The organism is Streptomyces sp. NPDC058671 (genome assembly GCF_042716475.1).
In the GTDB taxonomy this organism is placed as follows: Bacteria; Actinomycetota; Actinomycetes; order Streptomycetales; family Streptomycetaceae; genus Streptomyces.
On record NZ_JBHXSA010000007.1, the window covers coordinates 59,266 to 76,400 of the forward strand.

The following is a 17,135-nucleotide window of genomic DNA, read 5'->3' on the forward strand; positions in this document are numbered from 1 at the left end:
GCCCCGGAGCCGGTGCGGGGTCTGGGGGCTGCCTACCTGTCCTACTCGTTGCCTGCCGTTTCGGGGCCCGCGACCCGGGGGGGGCGGGGCGGTGCTAACGTCCCCTCGCGCCCCCCCCGCGTCCGGGGTCCGGTCCGCCGCTACCTGAGGAGCACCCCGGCCCCCTCCCCCGTCGTCTCCTCCGGCAGGGTCACCAGGCCGAGTTCGCCCGGGTGGGCAAGCAGCGGGTGGGTGGGGCGGACGCGGACCGTGCAGCCGAAGGAGCCGGTCCGGTCGAGTTCCAGGGTGCCCGCGTAGGCCAGCCTGCCCTCCAGGTCCGGGCCGCCCACCGGTTTCAGCGGGACGGTCCGGGAGTCGGTGAGGGTGTCGTCGGCGTCGACCCGGCCGGTGACGGCCTGCACCTCGACGTCGTCCGGGCCGAGCGCGCCGAGCGCCACCCGGACCCGGACCACCGGGGTCGCGCCCAGCTCCGCGTCCGCCAGGTCGTCCACGAGGTCGTCACCGACCTCCACGTGGTCGACGGTCACCGTCGGCCAGGACTCCCGGACCCGGGCCTTCCAGTCGGCGAGGTCCCGGGCGCGGGCCGGGGTGAGCGCCCGGCGGGCGGTGGCGGCCGGCACGTACAACCGCTCGACGTACTCGCGGACCATCCGGTCGGCGAGCACCTTCGGGCCGAGGTCGGTGAGGGTGCGCCGGACCATCGCCGTCCAGCCGGCCGGTACCCCGTCGGGGCCCCGGTCGTAGAAGCGGGGTGCGACCCGGCGTTCGATCAGCTCGTAGAGGGCGGCGGCCTCCAGGTCGTCGCGGCGGTCCTCGTCGGCCGCGGCCGCGCCGTCGGCGGTGGGGATGGCCCAGCCGAAGTCGGGCTCGAACCACTCGTCCCACCAGCCGTCGAGCACGGACAGGTTGAGGCAGCCGTTGAGGGCCGCCTTCATGCCGCTGGTGCCGCAGGCCTCCAGCGGACGCAGCGGGTTGTTGAGCCAGACGTCGCAGCCGGGGTAGAGGCCACGGGCCATCGCCATGCCGTAGTCGGGCAGGAAGACGATCCGGTGCCGGACCCGGGGGTCGTCGGCGAACCGGACGAGTTCCCGCACGAGCCGCTTCCCGCCGTCGTCGGCGGGGTGGGCCTTGCCGGCGACGACGAGCTGCACGGGCCGCTCGGGGTGGAGGAGCAGCGCCCGCAGCCGGTCCTTGTCCCGCAGCATCAGGGTGAGCCGCTTGTACGAGGGGACCCGGCGGGCGAAGCCGATGGTGAGGACGTCGGGGTCGAGGACGGATTCGGTCCAGCCGAGTTCCGCGTCGGCGGCCCCGCGCTGCCGCCAGGACGCCCGCAGCCGCTCCCGTACGTCGGTGACGAGCCGTGCGCGGAGGGTCCGGCGCAGCTCCCACAGCTCCCGGTCGGCCGCGTCGGGGCCGAGGCGGCCGACCTCGGGGGCGACCCAGGTGGGGGCGTGGACGCCGTTGGTGATGGAGGTGATGGGCACCTCGTCGGCGTCGAAGCCCGGCCAGAGCCCGGCGAACATGGCGCGGCTGACGGCCCCGTGGAGGGTGGAGACGCCGTTGGCGCGCTGGGCGAGACGCAGGCCCATGGCGGCCATGTTGAAGACGCCGGGTTCGCCGCCGAGCGGGGTCTCGTCGCCGAGGGCGAGGATCCGGGCGGTGTCGACGCCCGGGAGCGCGCCGTCCTGGCCGAGGTGGCGGGCGACCAGGCCCCGGTCGAAGCGGTCGATGCCGGCCGGGACGGGGGTGTGGGTGGTGAAGACGGTGCCGGCCCTGACGGTCTCCAGGGCGGCGGTGAAGTCGAGCCCCTCGCCCTGGAGTTCGCGGATGCGTTCGAGACCGAGGAAGCCGGCGTGGCCCTCGTTGGTGTGGAAGACCTCGGGGTCGGGGGTGCCGGTGAGCCGGGTGTACGTACGGACGGCGCGGACGCCGCCGATGCCGAGCAGCATCTCCTGGAGGAGCCGGTGCTCGCTGCCGCCGCCGTAGAGACGGTCGGTGACGCTCCGTTCGCCGGGCGCGTTGTCCTCGACGTCGGAGTCGAGCATGAGGAGCGGGACGCGGCCGACCCGGGCGATCCACAGGTGGGCGTGGAGACTGCGACCGCCGGGCAGGGCGAGGGTGATCCGGGCGGGGGTGCCGTCGGCCTCGCGGAGCAGGGTGAGGGGCAGCTCGCCGGGGTCGAGGACGGGGTACTGCTCCTGCTGCCAGCCGTCCCGGCCGAGGGACTGCCGGAAGTAGCCGTGCCGGTAGAGCAGGCCGACGCCGATCAGGGGGACGCCGAGGTCGCTGGCGGACTTGAGGTGGTCGCCGGCGAGGATGCCGAGGCCGCCGGAGTACTGGGGCAGGGCGGCGGTGACGCCGAACTCGGGTGAGAAGTAGGCGACGGCGGCCGGGAGGTCGCCGGACTGCCGCTGGTACCAGCGGGGGCCGCGCAGATAGGTGTCGAGGTCCTCGGCCGCGGCCCGCAGCCGGGCCAGGAAGTCCTGGTCGGCGGCGAGCCCGGTGAGGCGGGACGCTTCGAGGGCGCCGAGGATCCGCACGGGGTCGGCGCCGGACACCCCCTCGGGGTCGAGGGAGTCGAAGAGGGCGCGGGTGGGCTCGTGCCAGGACCAGCGCAGGTTGTGCGCGAGGTCGGCGAGGGGTCGAAGGGTGTCGGGGAGGACGGGACGCACGGTGAATCGACGGATTGCCTTCACGTGTTCCACCTTCGCAGGCGAGTACGGAGCGGAGTGGACGCACCACGCTGTGCGTCCGTCGGTTCCGCTCCGACGTTAGGTCACGCGGCTCCGCCGGCGCCACGGCGCACGGGGGGCGGCGTGGCGCCCGGACGTCACCGGCGCCCGGCGCGGAGCTGCACCTCGTAGGGGGAGCCCTGGTTCACGGTCGCCGGGTCCGAGGCGCCGGTGGCGGCGTACCGGCCCGCGACGGCGGCGAGTTCCTCGGCGGGGACGACCTCGTGGATGTCGGCGAAGCCCTGGGGGGCGCGCGCGTGCGCGAGGTCGATGACGGCCTCGGGACCGCGCTCCCGGCCGGCGCGTTGGAGCGTGGTGGTGACGGGCCTGCGCTCCCGCTCGTACGCGGCGAGGCCCTCGGCGATGTCGGGGTGCCCGGCGAGGGCGTGGGCGAGGGCGCGCGCGTCGACGATCGACTGGGTCGCGCCATGGGGGCCGGTGGGGTACATGGCGTGGGCGGCGTCGCCGATGAGGGTGGTGCGGCCGTGGGTCCAGCGGTCCAGGGGCTCACGGTCCACCATCGGGTACTCGTACGCGGAGTCGGCGGCGGACAGGACGTCGGGGACGCTGACGCCGTCGAACTCCCAGCCCGCGCAGTACGGGAGGAGCGCCGCCGCGGGCACGGGCCGGTTCCAGTCCCCCCTGAGCCGCTCCTCCGGCGTGGCGCGGGTCGGCTCCGCGGGCCTCGTGAGCGCCCAGTTCACCAGGACCTCGCGGGTCTGACCGGTCGGCCGGCCCATCGGGTACACCACGGCCTTCTGCCGGTCGTCGCCCGCGATCAGCGTGAACGCGCCCACGGCCCGCGCGGGCATCCGCGACACGCCCCGCCACGCCAGCATCCCGTTCCACGGCGGCCCGCCCTCCCCCGGGTGCAGCGCCGCCCGCACCGCCGAACGGATGCCGTCCGCGCCCACGAGGACGTCCGGTTCGAGCGAGGCCCGGCCCCGGACGGCGCCGTCCCGGTGCTCCAGGCGCAGCCGCGGCCGCCCGTCCGGCAGCAGCTCCACCCCGCTCACCCGGACCCCGGTGACGAGGGCGGCGGGGCCGAGCCTGGCCCGTACCGCCCCCGCGAGGACCTGTTGGAGATGCCCGCGGTGGACGGACAGCTGCGGCCAGCGGTAGCCGGCGCCGAGCCCCCGCGGCTCCCGGGATATGAGGCCGCCCGTGCGGTGGTAGTAGCGCAGCTCGCGGGTGCGCAGGGCCCCCGCCTCCAGGGCGTCGAGCAGACCGAGGGCGTCGAGCTCGCGGACGGCCTCCGGCATCAGGTCGAGTCCGGCGCCGACCGGGCGGATCGCGGGCGCCGCCTCGACGACCGTCACCCGCTCGAAACCGGCGGCGTGCAGGGCGAGGGCGGCGGTGAGGCCGGCGACGCCGCCGCCGGCGATCATGACGTGCGGGCTCTGCCCGTAGCCGGACGGGAAGCCCTGTCCGTACGGGTCGGGGTTGGGGAGGGACATCACGCTTGCTCCTTCGGCGCCGCTACGCGGCCGACGGCCCGACGGGGGCCCCTGCGGGACGGCGCCGCCCGATCGTGCGGCGCACCATGGTCTCGTTCTCCCTGGTCAGGTCGAGGACGGAACGCAGCAGCGCGACCCGGGCCCCGGCGCTGCCCTCCTCGTACCGGCGCACCTCCTCGCCGTACGCCTCGCGGGCGAGGCCGTGGTGGCGGGCGCGGAAGGTCTTCAGCAGGTGCAGCACCCGGCCGAGCGCCTCCGCCGAGGCGGTGAGCGAGGGCGGCAGCCGGTCCGCGCCCTCCCAGCTGACCGCCGCGGACAGCTTGCTGACGGCCGACACCCCGCCCCGGTGCCGGGCGTGGAACGCGCGCCAGGCGGGCGGCGCGTACGGCACCGACTGCCGCAGGAAGGCGTCGTAGGCGGGGTCCTGGCGGTCGCACTGCCACAGCGTCAGGTCGACCGCCCAGAGCGGGACCTGCGCGGCGGCCGGGCCCGGGTAGTCGCGGCCGCCGACCTCGACCTCCTCGAAGTAGGGGCGCAGGGTCACGGCGAAGTACTCCGGCGACACCCGCGCCACGGTGAGGTCGATCGAGTCGACCATCGCCCGCAGATGGCGGGCGATCCGGTCGAGGACGACCGGGAAGCACGGGTCGTACGGTTCGAGGCGGGCGAGCCGCTCGCAGTCGTCGAGCGCCCGGCCCAGGCCGGGGAGCACCGTCCGTACGGCTTCCTGGAGCGATACCTCCGCCGGGTGACCGGTGTACGAGCGGCGGCGGGGGCCCGCCGGGTTCCACGTCGTGTAGTGGTGGACGGTGTCCCGGGGCACCATGTCGGTGCGCAGGCCCAGGAGTTCGAGGACGGGCAGGGCCTCCGGTACGACGGCGAGCGGCTGCACACCGTGCCGCCTCAGCGATCCGAGCAGGATGCCCAGGTCCCGCATCGCCGCGAGCGCCGCCCCGACGCTCCACTCGGCGGCCCGGTCCAGGTCCGGCACCAGGGCGCGCAGTGCGACGGTCAGCGCGGCCGCGTCGGCGTCCGCGTTCATCGCGGGCACCGCGGCGAGCAGGGCGTCGGCGCCGAGGGGGTCGGCGGCGCGGATGTCCTCGGTCGTGTGAAGCGGTTCGCCGGACACGACGGTGCTCCTCCTTCTTCGGGGCTGCGGCGGGTGGGCTGCGGCGGGCGCGTCGCGGCTCCGCCGGTCCCGAGACTGTCCGGCGCGTCCCGTCGGGGCAATGAGCGTCCGGCCAGGGGTCCTTAAGATCCGTCCAGACGGCCCCGAAGATGTCAGGTCGGTTGACCTGGAGCCGTTCAGGCGGCCCCGACGGCTCCCGCGCGGTACTCCCCCGGGGTCACCCCGAACCACTTGCGGAAGGCGAGGTGGAAGCCGACGGCGCTCTGGTAGCCGACGCGCGCGGGCACCGCCGACTGCGGGAGGGAGGTCTCGGCGAGCAGCCGGCCGGCCTCCCGCATGCGGCGGGCGGCGAGGTACCGGGCCGGCGACTCGCCGACCAGGTCGCGGAAGGCGGCGGTGAACGCGGACCGGGACATGCCGACCTCGCGGGCGATGCAGTCGATCGTCCACGGCTCGGCGAACCGGGTGGCCATCGTCACGACCGCCCTGCTGATCCCGGGGTGCCGGAGCAGGGGCGGGGAGGCCGGGGTCCCGGCGAGTTCGCGGAGCAGCGGGCGGAGCGCGAGGACGAGGGCCATCTCGAAGGCCCGCAGGGTGATGAGCCGGCCTCCGGGGCCGACGGGCCGGTCGGGGGAGGCGAGGAGCCGCAGGGTGTCGCGGAGCAGCGGCTCGCGGTCGACCTGGGGGCTGTCGAGGACGAGCGCCCGGGGCAGGGAGGTGCAGAGGCCGGTGGCGGCGTCGGCGTCGTAGCGGAGCCCGGCGGAGAGCAGCCGGCTCTCGGGTCCGCTGCCGTCGACGACGATCTCGCCGGAGGTGCCGGGGTGCCGTTCGGGCAGGGCGGCCTTGAGCGGGACGCACTGGCGTCCGGGCCGGTCGGAGAGGCGGTGCGCGGCGCCGGTGGGGAAGACGACGAGGTCTCCGGCACGCAGTTCGACGGGGGGCTCGCCGTCGGTGGTGACCCAGCAGCCGCCCTCGACGACGTAGTGGAGGACGGCGCAGCTGCGTTCGGCGTCGCCCTCGATGGCCCAGGGTGCGCGGACGTGCCAGCGGCTGTCGAAGACTCCGGTGAGCCGGAGGGGTTGGAGCAGTTCGCTCAGCAGGTCTTCCTGTTCGTCGTGCTGTGCGTCGTGCTGTGCGTGACGGTCGGTTCCCACGGTGTCCATGGACGATCCTTCAACTTCCGCCCCGGTCTGTCGGTTGAACGGCCGAAGCCGCCCCGGCGGGCCTGGAGGACGCCGACACGGCAGCGGTCACAGCCTATCGAAGGGTCTCGGAACACCCCTGTCCGGTGAGATTCCGGGGTGCGGTACGAGGAGCTGGATCCGGCCGCTTTCGCGTGCGACCTCGCCCCGCCGCGGGGCCCGGAGACGGCGGGGGTGGCCGGTATGCATCACTCCAGGGCGGATGGTGGCGATCCACTCCTGATAGCGGACGACGACGGGGCGTCGACGGAGGTCCGACCGTCGGATTCCGGCCTCACCCCACAAGGGCGCAGTCTTTTCCTTGTCCGGGTCGTCCGCTTGCCGGTGTGGCTACGCCCTAGTAGTTAACAAAGGGTCTGGATTGCCCACCCGGGAACCGGGGGAAGGCTCCTGCGGTACCGCCCCGAACCCGTCTCCCCATGCCCCCTCGTCATCCGTCTGGACCCGCCATCCGAGTGAACGCGGACAGGAGCGGCCATGCCCGCAACCCGCCGGCCGTCGTCGGAGCTAGAAAGAGCGCACCACCACCCGCACCCCCGTAACCCGTCAGGTGATGCTGTGAATCCGCTCATGGGACGCATTCCCGTACTGGACGTCCGCCCTCTGGTCGACTGCGGTCGGCGCCCCGCCAAGGCGGTGGCCGGAGAGACCTTCGAGGTGACGGCGACCGTCTTCCGCGAGGGCCACGACGCGGTCGCCGCCAATGTCGTGCTGCGCGGCCCTTCCGGTCGCCCCGGCCCCTGGACCCCGATGCGCGAGCTGGCGCCGGGCACCGACCGGTGGGGCGCCGAGGTCACCCCGGACGCCGAGGGTCTCTGGACGTACACCGTCGAGGCCTGGAGCGACCCGGTGGCCACCTGGCGCCACACCGCCAGGATCAAGATCCCGGCCGGGATCGATTCCGAACTGGTCCTCGCCGAGGGCGCGGAGCTGCACGAGCGGGCCGCGAAGGGCGTCCCGAAGAAGGGCGGCGGGCGGGAGGCCGTGCTCGCCGCCGCCGACGCGCTGCGCGACCCGTCCCGGCCGGCCGCCGCCCGGCTCGCGGCGGCGCTCACGCCCCGGGTCGTCGAGGTCCTCGACCGCCACCCGCTGCGCGAACTCCTGTCCTCCTCGCCGGCGTTGCCGCTCCGGGTCGAACGGGAGCGCGCCCTGTTCGGCTCCTGGTACGAGTTCTTCCCGCGCTCGGAGGGCGTGCGGAAGGTGAAGGGCCGTACGGTTCCCGGCTCCTTCCGTACCGCCGCCGAGCGGCTTCCGGCGATCGCGGCGATGGGCTTCGACGTGGTGTACCTGCCGCCGGTGCATCCGATCGGCGAGACCCACCGCAAGGGCCCCAACAACTCGCTGTCGGCGTCGCCGACCGACGTGGGTGTGCCGTGGGCGATCGGCTCCCCGGAGGGCGGGCACGACGCGCTCCACCCGGACCTCGGCACCTTCGAGGACTTCGACGCCTTCGTGGCGCGGGCCCGGGAGCTGCGTCTGGAGATCGCCCTGGACTTCGCGCTCCAGTGCTCCCCGGACCACCCGTGGGTGGAGAAGCACCCGGAGTGGTTCCACCACCGTGCCGACGGTTCGATCGCGTACGCGGAGAACCCGCCGAAGAAGTACCAGGACATCTACCCGATCGCGTTCGACCGAGCCGCCGACAACATGGACGGGCTCGTGGCGGAGACCGTGCGGATCCTGCGGCACTGGATGGACCACGGGGTCCGGATCTTCCGGGTCGACAACCCGCACACCAAGCCGGTGGTGTTCTGGGAGCGGGTGATCGGTGAGATCAACCGGGCCGATCCGGATGTGATCTTCCTGGCGGAGGCCTTCACCCGTCCCGCGATGATGCGGACGCTCGGCGCGATCGGTTTCCAGCAGTCGTACACGTACTTCACCTGGCGGAACACCAAGGAGGAGCTCACGGAGTACCTGACGGAGCTGTCCGGCGAGACGGCGGCGCAGATGCGGCCGAACTTGTTCGTGAACACTCCGGACATCCTGCACGCCTACCTCCAGAAGGGCGGGCGTCCGGCGTTCGAGGTGCGGGCGGTGCTCGCGGCGACGCTGTCGCCGACCTGGGGCGTCTACGCCGGGTACGAGCTGTGCGAGAACACTCCGCTGCGGGACGGCAGCGAGGAGTACCTGGATTCGGAGAAGTACCAACTGCGGCCGCGCGACTGGGAGTCGGCGGAGCGGTCGGGAGCGACGATCGCTCCGCTGATCACCACCCTGAACCGGATCAGGCGCCGTCACCCGGCCCTGCGCCGGCTGCGGAACCTGAGCTTCCACGACACGGACAACCCGCAGGTGATCGCGTACAGCAAGCGCTCCGGTTCGAACACCGTTCTGGTGGTCGTCAACCTCGACCCGCACCACACCCAGGAGGCGACGGTCTCGTTGAACATGCCGGAACTCGGCCTCGACTGGCACGAGACCGTGCCGGTGCGCGACGAGCTCTCCGGCGACACCTACCACTGGGGCAGGACCAGTTACGTACGCCTAGAGCCGGGTGTCACGCCCGCGCACGTCCTCGTCCTGCGACCGTCCCCGCAGACCGGAGGGTCACCCACATCATGACTGTCAACGAGCCCGTCCCCGACACCTTCGAGGACACCCCAGCCAAGGACCGTGATCCCGACTGGTTCAAGCGGGCCGTCTTCTACGAGGTCCTCGTCCGGTCCTTCCAGGACAGCAACGGGGACGGCGTCGGAGACCTGCAGGGCATCACGTCCAAACTGGACTACCTCCAGTGGCTGGGCGTGGACTGCCTCTGGCTCCCGCCGTTCTTCAAGTCCCCCCTGCGGGACGGCGGCTACGACGTGGCCGACTACACGTCGGTGCTCCCGGAGTTCGGCGACCTGGCCGACTTCGTCGAGTTCGTCGACTCGGCCCACCAGCGCGGGATGCGCGTGGTCATCGACTTCGTCATGAACCACACGAGCGACCAGCACCCGTGGTTCCAGGAGTCGCGGCGCGACCCGGAAGGCCCGTACGGCGACTACTACGTCTGGGCGGACGACGACAAGCAGTACGCGGACGCCCGGATCATCTTCGTCGACACCGAGTCCTCCAACTGGACCTTCGACCCGGTCCGCAAGCAGTACTACTGGCACCGCTTCTTCTCGCACCAGCCGGACCTCAACTACGAGAACCCGGCCGTGCAGGAGGAGATCCTCTCCGCACTGAAGTTCTGGCTGGACCTGGGGATCGACGGCTTCCGGCTCGACGCGGTGCCGTACCTGTACCAGCAGGAGGGCACCAACTGCGAGAACCTGCCCGCCACCCACGCCTTCCTGAAGCGGGTCCGCAAGGAGATCGACGACCACTACCCGGACACGGTGCTGCTCGCCGAGGCGAACCAGTGGCCGGAGGACGTCGTCGACTACTTCGGCGACTTCGGCTCGGGTGGCGACGAGTGCCACATGGCCTTCCACTTCCCCGTCATGCCGCGCATCTTCATGGCGGTGCGGCGCGAGTCGCGGTACCCGGTCTCGGAGATCCTGTCGAAGACGCCGGCCATCCCGTCCGGCTGCCAGTGGGGCATCTTCCTGCGCAACCACGACGAGCTCACGCTCGAGATGGTCACGGACGAGGAACGCGACTACATGTACGCCGAGTACGCCAAGGACCCGCGCATGCGGGCCAACATCGGCATCCGGCGCCGGCTCGCCCCGCTCCTCGACAACGACCGCAACCAGATGGAGCTGTTCACCGCGCTGCTGTTCTCGCTGCCCGGTTCGCCGGTGCTCTACTACGGCGACGAGATCGGCATGGGCGACAACATCTGGCTCGGTGACCGGGACGGCGTCCGCACGCCGATGCAGTGGACTCCCGACCGGAACGCGGGCTTCTCCTCCTGCGACCCCGGGCGGCTGTACCTGCCGGCCATCATGGACCCGGTCCACGGCTACCAGGTGACCAACGTCGAGGCGGGGATGGCCTCACCGTCCTCGCTGCTGCACTGGACGAAGCGGATGATCGAGATCCGTAAGCAGAACCGGGCCTTCGGGACGGGCACGTACACCGAACTCCCCTCGTCCAACCCGGCGGTGCTCGCCTTCCTGCGCGAGGACGGCGACGATCTCGTCCTCTGCGTGAACAACTTCTCGCGGTTCGCGCAGCCGACCGAACTGGACCTGCGGCGCTACGCCGGCAGCCACCCGGTCGAGCTGATCGGCGACGTGCAGTTCCCGGCCATCGGCCAGCTGCCGTACCTCCTGACCCTTGCGGGACACGGCTTCTACTGGTTCCGTCTGAAGGAGGGCTGACCGACGGCCAGTTCGTCTCCCGTCCGGTGTGGGGCGGTTTCCCCCGTCCCACCCTGGGCACCCTGACCCACACACGATTCAGGTCCATCCGGGCCTTCTTGCCGGGCCCATACGGATCTTCCCCCTCCGACACGTCCCGCACATCCGGACAGCCACAGCCGCCATCCGGGACACTCTGCGCATTTGAACGCATACGACAGTCAACTGCGCGCCCCGGGGAAAGGACGCGACGCCATGCCGGAGACCGCATCCACCACCCGGGCCCCGGACGCCCTCCTTCCGTCCCTCGCCCCCCTGCTCCACGAATGGCTGCCCAGACAGCGCTGGTTCGCGGGCAAGGGCCGCCGGGTCACCGGATTCACGCTCGAAGCGGCCACCGAGCTGCTGCCCCTGGACGGCCCGGGCCCCGGCCTCCTCCACCTGCTCGTACGGGTCGAACAGCCGAGCCGCCCGCCCGGCACACCCACCGACTGCTACCAGGTGTTCCTGGGCGTACGGAGCCAGCTCCCGCCCCGACTCGCCCCCGCCCTCCTCGGGCGGATCCGGCAGGGGCCGCTCGCAGGACGCGCCGTGTACGAAGGGCTGCGCGACCCGCGGCTCGCCGGCCTCCTCTACGAGCGGCTGCGCACCCCGGGCCGGACCGGCCCCCTGCGCTTCCACGCCACGACCGCGCTGCCGGCCGCGCTCGCGCCCCGCGTGCTCGACGCCGAGCAGTCCAACTCGTCCCTCGTCTATGGAGATTCGTTCATCCTGAAGATCTTCCGCCGGATCAGCCCCGGCGCCAACCCCGACCTCGAACTGCCGCTCGCCCTCGCCGGCGCCGGCTGCGCCCGGGTCCCCGCCCCGGTCGCCTGGTTCGAGTCGGGGGCCGCGACCCTCGGCGTCCTCCAGCCCTATCTGCGGGACTCCCGGGACGGCTGGCGGCTCGCGCTCGACGCGCTCGCCGACGGACGGGAGTTCACCGCCGAGGCGCGGGACCTCGGCCGGGCCACGGCCGAGGTGCACCTCGCCCTCGCCAAGGCCCTGCCGACCCGCCGGCTCGGGCGGGCCGAGACCGAGCAGCTGGCGGCCGCGATGGACCGGCGGCTGCACACGGCGGCGCAGGCCGTGCCCGCGCTCCTGCCGCACGTGCCGGGACTGCGGGCCGTCTTCGCCGCGGCGGGCGGCGCGGCCGGCGGCGACGCGGTGCAGCGCATCCACGGCGACCTGCACCTCGGGCAGACCCTGCGCGGGTCCGACGGCGGCTGGGCCGTCATCGACTTCGAGGGCGAGCCGGCGAAGCCCCTGGACGAGCGGCGCAGCCCCCAGCCCACGGTCCGCGACGTGGCGGGCATGCTCCGCTCCTTCGACTACGCGGCCCGCACCCACCGCCCCTGGAACGCGGAGTGGGCGGCGCGCTGCCGGGCGGCGTACTGCACGGGGTACGCGGAGGTGGCGGGGGCCGACCCCCGTGAGGACCCGGCGCTGCTCCGCGCGTACGAGACGGACAAGGCGGTCTACGAGGTCGTGTACGAGGCCCGGCACCGCCCGGACTGGCTTCCCGTCCCGATGTCCGCCATCGAACGTCTGTCGGCGGGCTCATGACCCCCCGCCTCCGGTCCGTCCGCCCCCCGCCGGCGCCGACCCGTTCGGAGCAAGGGGCGGCGCCGTCCCCGGCCGTCCCGCCTGCGGCGACCCCACCCGCCCCCGTTCGGCCGAGTGTCCCGTCCCCGTACCCCGCCGTTGCGCATCCGTACCCCGTACCCCTTAGGAGGCACCCCGGTGACCGCCCGCCCCGCAGGCAAGACGGCCCGCAGCACGACCACCACCACCACGAAGGCCACGTCCGGCGCGCCCCGGAAGGCGCCACCGCTCGATCCGGGTGACCGGGCCCGGCTGCTCGCCGGGGAGCACCACGACCCGCACGGCGTGCTCGGCGCGCATCCGGTGCGCGGCGGGGTGGTGGTCCGGGTGCTGCGCCCGTGGGCCAAGGAGGTCACCGTCCTCGTCAAGGGCAGGCGCGTGCCGCTGCACGACGACGGCGACGGTCTCTTCTCGGCGCTCCTGCCGCTGCTGCGCAAGGTGCCCCCGTACGAGCTGCGCGTCCGCTACGACGGCGACGAGCTGGCCGTGCACGACCCGTACCGCTTCCTGCCGTCCCTCGGCGAGCTGGACCTGCACCTCATCGGCGAGGGCCGGCACGAGGAGCTGTGGACGGCCCTCGGCTCCCAGCCGATGACCCACGGCGGCGTGCCCGGCACCCGCTTCGCCGTCTGGGCACCGAACGCGCGCGGTGTGCGGGTCACCGGTGACTTCACGCACTGGGACGGCACGGGGCTTCCGATGCGCTCACTGGGCTCGACGGGCGTGTGGGAGCTGTTCGTGCCGGGCATCGGTGAGGGCGCGGTCTACAAGTACGACATCACGCGCCCGGACGGTACGCACACGGTCCGCGCGGACCCGATGGCCCGCCGTACCGAGTGCCCGCCGAACACCGCGTCGATCGTCACCGCCTCGCACCACACCTGGGACGACGCGGAGTGGATGGAACGGCGCGGGGCCCGCCCGCACCACGAGGCGCCGCTGTCGGTGTACGAGGTGCACCTGCCGTCCTGGCGGCCGGGGCTCACCTACCGCCAGCTGGCCGAGCAACTGCCCGCGTACGTCCGCGACCTCGGGTTCACGCACGTGGAGCTGATGCCGGTCACCGAGCACCCCTTCGGCGGCTCGTGGGGCTACCAGGTGACCGGGTTCTACGCGCCGACGGCCCGCATGGGCACGCCGGACGACTTCAGGTTCCTGGTCGACTCGCTGCACCGGGCGGGCATCGGGGTCCTGATGGACTGGGTCCCGGCGCACTTCCCGAAGGACGACTGGGCGCTCGCCGAGTTCGACGGGCGTCCGCTGTACGAGCACGAGGACCCCCGGCGCTCGCACCACCCCGACTGGGGGACCCTGGAGTTCGACTACGGCCGCAAGGAGGTGCGGAACTTCCTGGTGGCGAACGCCGTGTACTGGTGCCAGGAGTTCCACATCGACGGCCTGCGGGTCGACGCGGTCGCCTCGATGCTCTACCTGGACTACTCGCGCGAGCACGGCGACTGGCTGCCGAACGAGTTCGGGGGCCGGGAGAACCTGGACGCGGTGGCCTTCCTCCAGGAGATGAACGCGACCGTGTACCGGCGCTGCCCGGGGATCATCACGTTCGCCGAGGAGTCCACGGCCTGGGACGGGGTGACCCGGGCCACCGACCAGGTGGGGCCCGGCGGCTTCGGCGGTCTGGGCTTCGGCATGAAGTGGAACATGGGCTGGATGCACGACTCGCTGGAGTACGTGCAGAAGGAGCCGGTGCACCGCAAGTACCACCACCACGAGATGACCTTCTCGATGGTCTACGCGTACAGCGAGAACTACATCCTGCCGATCTCGCACGACGAGGTGGTGCACGGCAAGCGGGCGCTGGTGTCGAAGATGCCGGGCGACTGGTGGCAGCAGCGCGCCAACCACCGCGCCTACCTCGGCTACATGTGGGCCCACCCGGGCAAGCAACTGCTGTACATGGGACAGGAGTTCGCCCAGGGGGCGGAGTGGTCCGCGGACCACGGCCCCGACTGGTGGCTGCTCGACCCGGCGTACGGGGCGGAGCCCGACCACCGGGGGGTGCGGGACCTCGTCCGCGACCTGAACACGGTGTACACGGCGACGCCCTCGCTCTGGGAGCGGGACACGGCCCCCGAGGGCTTCGAGTGGGTGGTCGGGGACGCGGCCGAGGACAACGTCTTCGCCTTCCTGCGCTTCGACGCGATCGGCTCGCCGCTGCTCGCCGTCTCCAATTTCTCCCCGGTGGTGCGGCACGACTACCGGCTCGGCGTACCGGAGCCGGTGGTCGCCTGGACGGAGGTCCTGAACACGGACGCCGGGCGGTACGGCGGCGGGGACGTGGTGGGGCGCGACCCGGTGAAGTCGGAGTCCGTGCCGCACCACGGGCGCTCGGCGAGCATCCGCATGACGCTCCCGCCGCTGGCGACGGTCTGGCTGCGGCCCGCCTGACACGGGGGCACGGCCCCTCGGACGCCCCCGGCCCCGCTCCGTGCGGGACCGGGGGCGTCCCGGGTCACGCCCGCGTGCGGATGATCCCGAGCCGCTGGGTCGCCCGGGTCAGCGCCACGTACAGGTCGTTGGTGCCGTGCGCGGAACCGGCCACGATGCCCTCCGGATCGACGACGAGGACCGTGTCGAACTCCAGACCCTTCGCCTGCCGGGGATCGAGCAGGACCACCGGCCCGGTGAGGTCGGGGGCCGGGCCGTGCGCGACGCCCGGGAGGGCGGCGACCAGGCCGGGGTGCAGCTCCGGCGGGGCGATCACGGCGATCCCGCCCTCGGCCCGCAGCTCGGCCGCCACCGCGTCGGCGGCCTCCTTCACCGGGTCGTCGACCGTCCGGTCCCAGGGCTCCACGCCCGTGGAACGCACGGAGCTCGGCGGTTCGAACGCCGGGTCGTCGGCCCGCCGCACCTCGGCCGCGACGGCCATGATCTCGGCGGGCGTACGGTAGTTGACGCCCAGCCGGACGAGCTCCCAGCGGTCGTCCACGTACGGCGCGAGGATCCGCTCCCAGGTGCCGACGCCCGCCGGGTCGCCGGTCTGGGCGGGGTCGCCGACCAAGGTCATCGAGCGGTTCGGGCTGCGGCGCATGAGGAGCCGCCAGGCCATCGCGGAGAGCTCCTGGGCCTCGTCGACGATGATGTGCCCGAACGCCCACGTGCGGTCGGCGGCCGCGCGTTCGGCGGCGGTGCGGTGGTCGGTCTCCTCGTGGCGCTCGGCGAAGCGTTCGGCGTCGATGATGTCGTGCGCCGAGAGGACCTCGGAGGCGTCCTTGTCCTGCTCCTCCTTGTCCTCGAACTCGTAGGTGCGCGAGGCGAAGGAGACGTCGAGGACGCCCTGCGCGTACTGGATCTGCTTCTGCCGCTCCGCCTCCTCGGCGGCGCGGGCCGCCGAGTCGTCCTCGCCGAGGAGTTCGGCGGCCTCGTCGAGCAGCGGCACGTCGGCCGGGGTCCAGGGCCCGCCGTCGCGCCGGATCACGGCGGCCTCCGCCTCGGGGAGGTGGGTGGGCCCGGTCAGGTAGTCGGCGAGGAACTCCTGCGGGGTGAGCGCGGGCCACAGGGTGTCGACCGCCGCGTACACGTCCGGGTTCGACGCGATGCCCTTGGCGAGCAGGGCGATGTCGTCGGGGCCGAGGAAGTTGGGGCCGCCGTAGGGGTCGGCGCCGATGCGGTCGGCGAGCTGCTCGGCGAGCGCGTCCAGGATCCGGAAGACGAAGTAGGGGCGGGCGAGGTTGTGCGGGAGGGCGGTCTCGCGGGCCTTGTGGCGCGCCTCCAGGGCCATGTCCCAGTCGATGACCAGGTCGCCGTCCTCGTGCGGGACGATGAGCGGTTCGCCGCGCTCGGGGACCTGCTGCCGGTCGCGTACGGCCGCGGCGAGTGCCTCGGCCATGGCGGCGGAGCCCTTGACGGCGGCGGCGCGGGGGGTGTCGGTGCCGGTGGCGCGGACGCCGGGGAAGAGCTCCGCGGGGGTGGCGAGGAGGACGCCGGTCTCCCCGAGGGAGGGCAGGACGTTGCCGATGTAGCCGAGGAAGGCCGGGTTGGGTCCGACGATGAGGACCGCCCGCTTGGCCAGCTGCTCGCGGTGCGCGTAGAGGAGGTACGCGGCTCGGTGCAGGGCCACGGCCGTCTTGCCGGTGCCGGGGCCGCCCTCGACGACGAGGACCCCCCGGTGCGGGGAGCGGATGATGGCGTCCTGTTCGGCCTGGATGGTCTGCACGATGTCGTGCATACGGCCGGTGCGTGCGGCGTCGAGGGAGGCGAGCAGCACCTCGTCGGCGTCGCGGCTCTCGTAGCCGGTGCGGGTGGTGTCCGCGAGGTCGAGCACCTCGTCGTGGAGGGCGGTCACGGTGCGGCCGCGGGTGCTGATGTGGCGGCGGCGGGAGAGGCCCATCGGCTCGTACCCGGTGGCGAGGTAGAAGGGGCGGGCGACCTCGGCGCGCCAGTCGACGACGAGCGGGGTGCGGTTCGGGTCGTCCTCGCGGATGCCGAGCCGGCCGATGTGGTGGTCACGCCCGTCCTTGAAGACCAGACGTCCGAAGCAGAGCCCGCTCTCCCCCGCATTGAACGCGGCGAGCAGCCCGGACTGTTCGGCGACCATGACGTCCCGTTCGAGCCGGCCCTGGTTACCGCCGACCCCGGGGGTGCGCAGCGCCCGCTGGACGGCGGCCTCGGCCTCGTCCCTGAGGTCGTCGAGGCGGGTGTGGAGAGCGGTGATGAATTGCTGCTCGTTCCGCAATTCCTCAGTTGACAATTCGACTCCCGGCGCGATACAGTGCGTT

9 protein-coding genes are annotated in these 17,135 nt (G+C 73.1%); 4 read left to right on the top strand and 5 right to left on the bottom strand.

The window, feature by feature from the left end:
* Positions 1–140: 140 nt before the first annotated feature.
* The 4 genes from glgP to ACFWV2_RS10925 form a co-directional block, all read right to left on the bottom strand.
* A complete protein-coding gene (gene glgP / locus ACFWV2_RS10910; protein WP_384404712.1) occupies positions 141–2,696 on the bottom strand; it encodes an alpha-glucan family phosphorylase in 2,556 nt (851 codons plus the stop codon).
* 134 nt (positions 2,697–2,830) lie between these two features.
* Positions 2,831–4,189, bottom strand: a complete 1,359-nt coding sequence (locus ACFWV2_RS10915; protein WP_384404713.1) for an FAD-dependent monooxygenase — start codon at positions 4,187–4,189, stop codon at positions 2,831–2,833.
* 22 nt (positions 4,190–4,211) lie between these two features.
* A complete protein-coding gene (locus ACFWV2_RS10920; RefSeq protein ID WP_384404714.1) occupies positions 4,212–5,318 on the bottom strand; it encodes a monodechloroaminopyrrolnitrin synthase PrnB family protein in 1,107 nt (368 codons plus the stop codon).
* Between the two features lie 176 nt (positions 5,319–5,494).
* Complete coding sequence (locus ACFWV2_RS10925) at positions 5,495–6,481, bottom strand: AraC family transcriptional regulator (protein ID WP_384404715.1); 987 nt, start codon at positions 6,479–6,481, stop codon at positions 5,495–5,497.
* Between the two features lie 609 nt (positions 6,482–7,090).
* Here ACFWV2_RS10925 and ACFWV2_RS10930 point away from each other — a divergent pair.
* From ACFWV2_RS10930 to glgB, 4 genes are all read left to right on the top strand, one after another.
* A complete protein-coding gene (locus ACFWV2_RS10930; RefSeq protein ID WP_384404716.1) occupies positions 7,091–9,085 on the top strand; it encodes an alpha-1,4-glucan--maltose-1-phosphate maltosyltransferase in 1,995 nt (664 codons plus the stop codon).
* Positions 9,082–10,776, top strand: a complete 1,695-nt coding sequence (gene treS / locus ACFWV2_RS10935) for a maltose alpha-D-glucosyltransferase (RefSeq protein ID WP_384404717.1) — start codon at positions 9,082–9,084, stop codon at positions 10,774–10,776. The genes ACFWV2_RS10930 and treS overlap by 4 nt, the downstream gene beginning before the upstream one ends.
* Positions 10,777–11,010: 234 nt before the next feature.
* Positions 11,011–12,360: a maltokinase gene (locus ACFWV2_RS10940; protein ID WP_384404718.1), complete on the top strand. Its 1,350-nt coding sequence runs from the start codon at positions 11,011–11,013 to the stop codon at positions 12,358–12,360.
* 291 nt (positions 12,361–12,651) lie between these two features.
* Entirely contained in the window at positions 12,652–14,805 is a 2,154-nt protein-coding gene (gene glgB, locus ACFWV2_RS10945; protein WP_384404888.1) for a 1,4-alpha-glucan branching enzyme, read from the top strand.
* 64 nt (positions 14,806–14,869) lie between these two features.
* Here the strand turns inward: glgB and ACFWV2_RS10950 are convergent, their stop codons facing one another.
* Positions 14,870–17,107, bottom strand: a complete 2,238-nt coding sequence (locus tag ACFWV2_RS10950) for a HelD family protein (protein WP_384404719.1) — start codon at positions 17,105–17,107, stop codon at positions 14,870–14,872.
* Positions 17,108–17,135 lie beyond the last annotated feature (28 nt).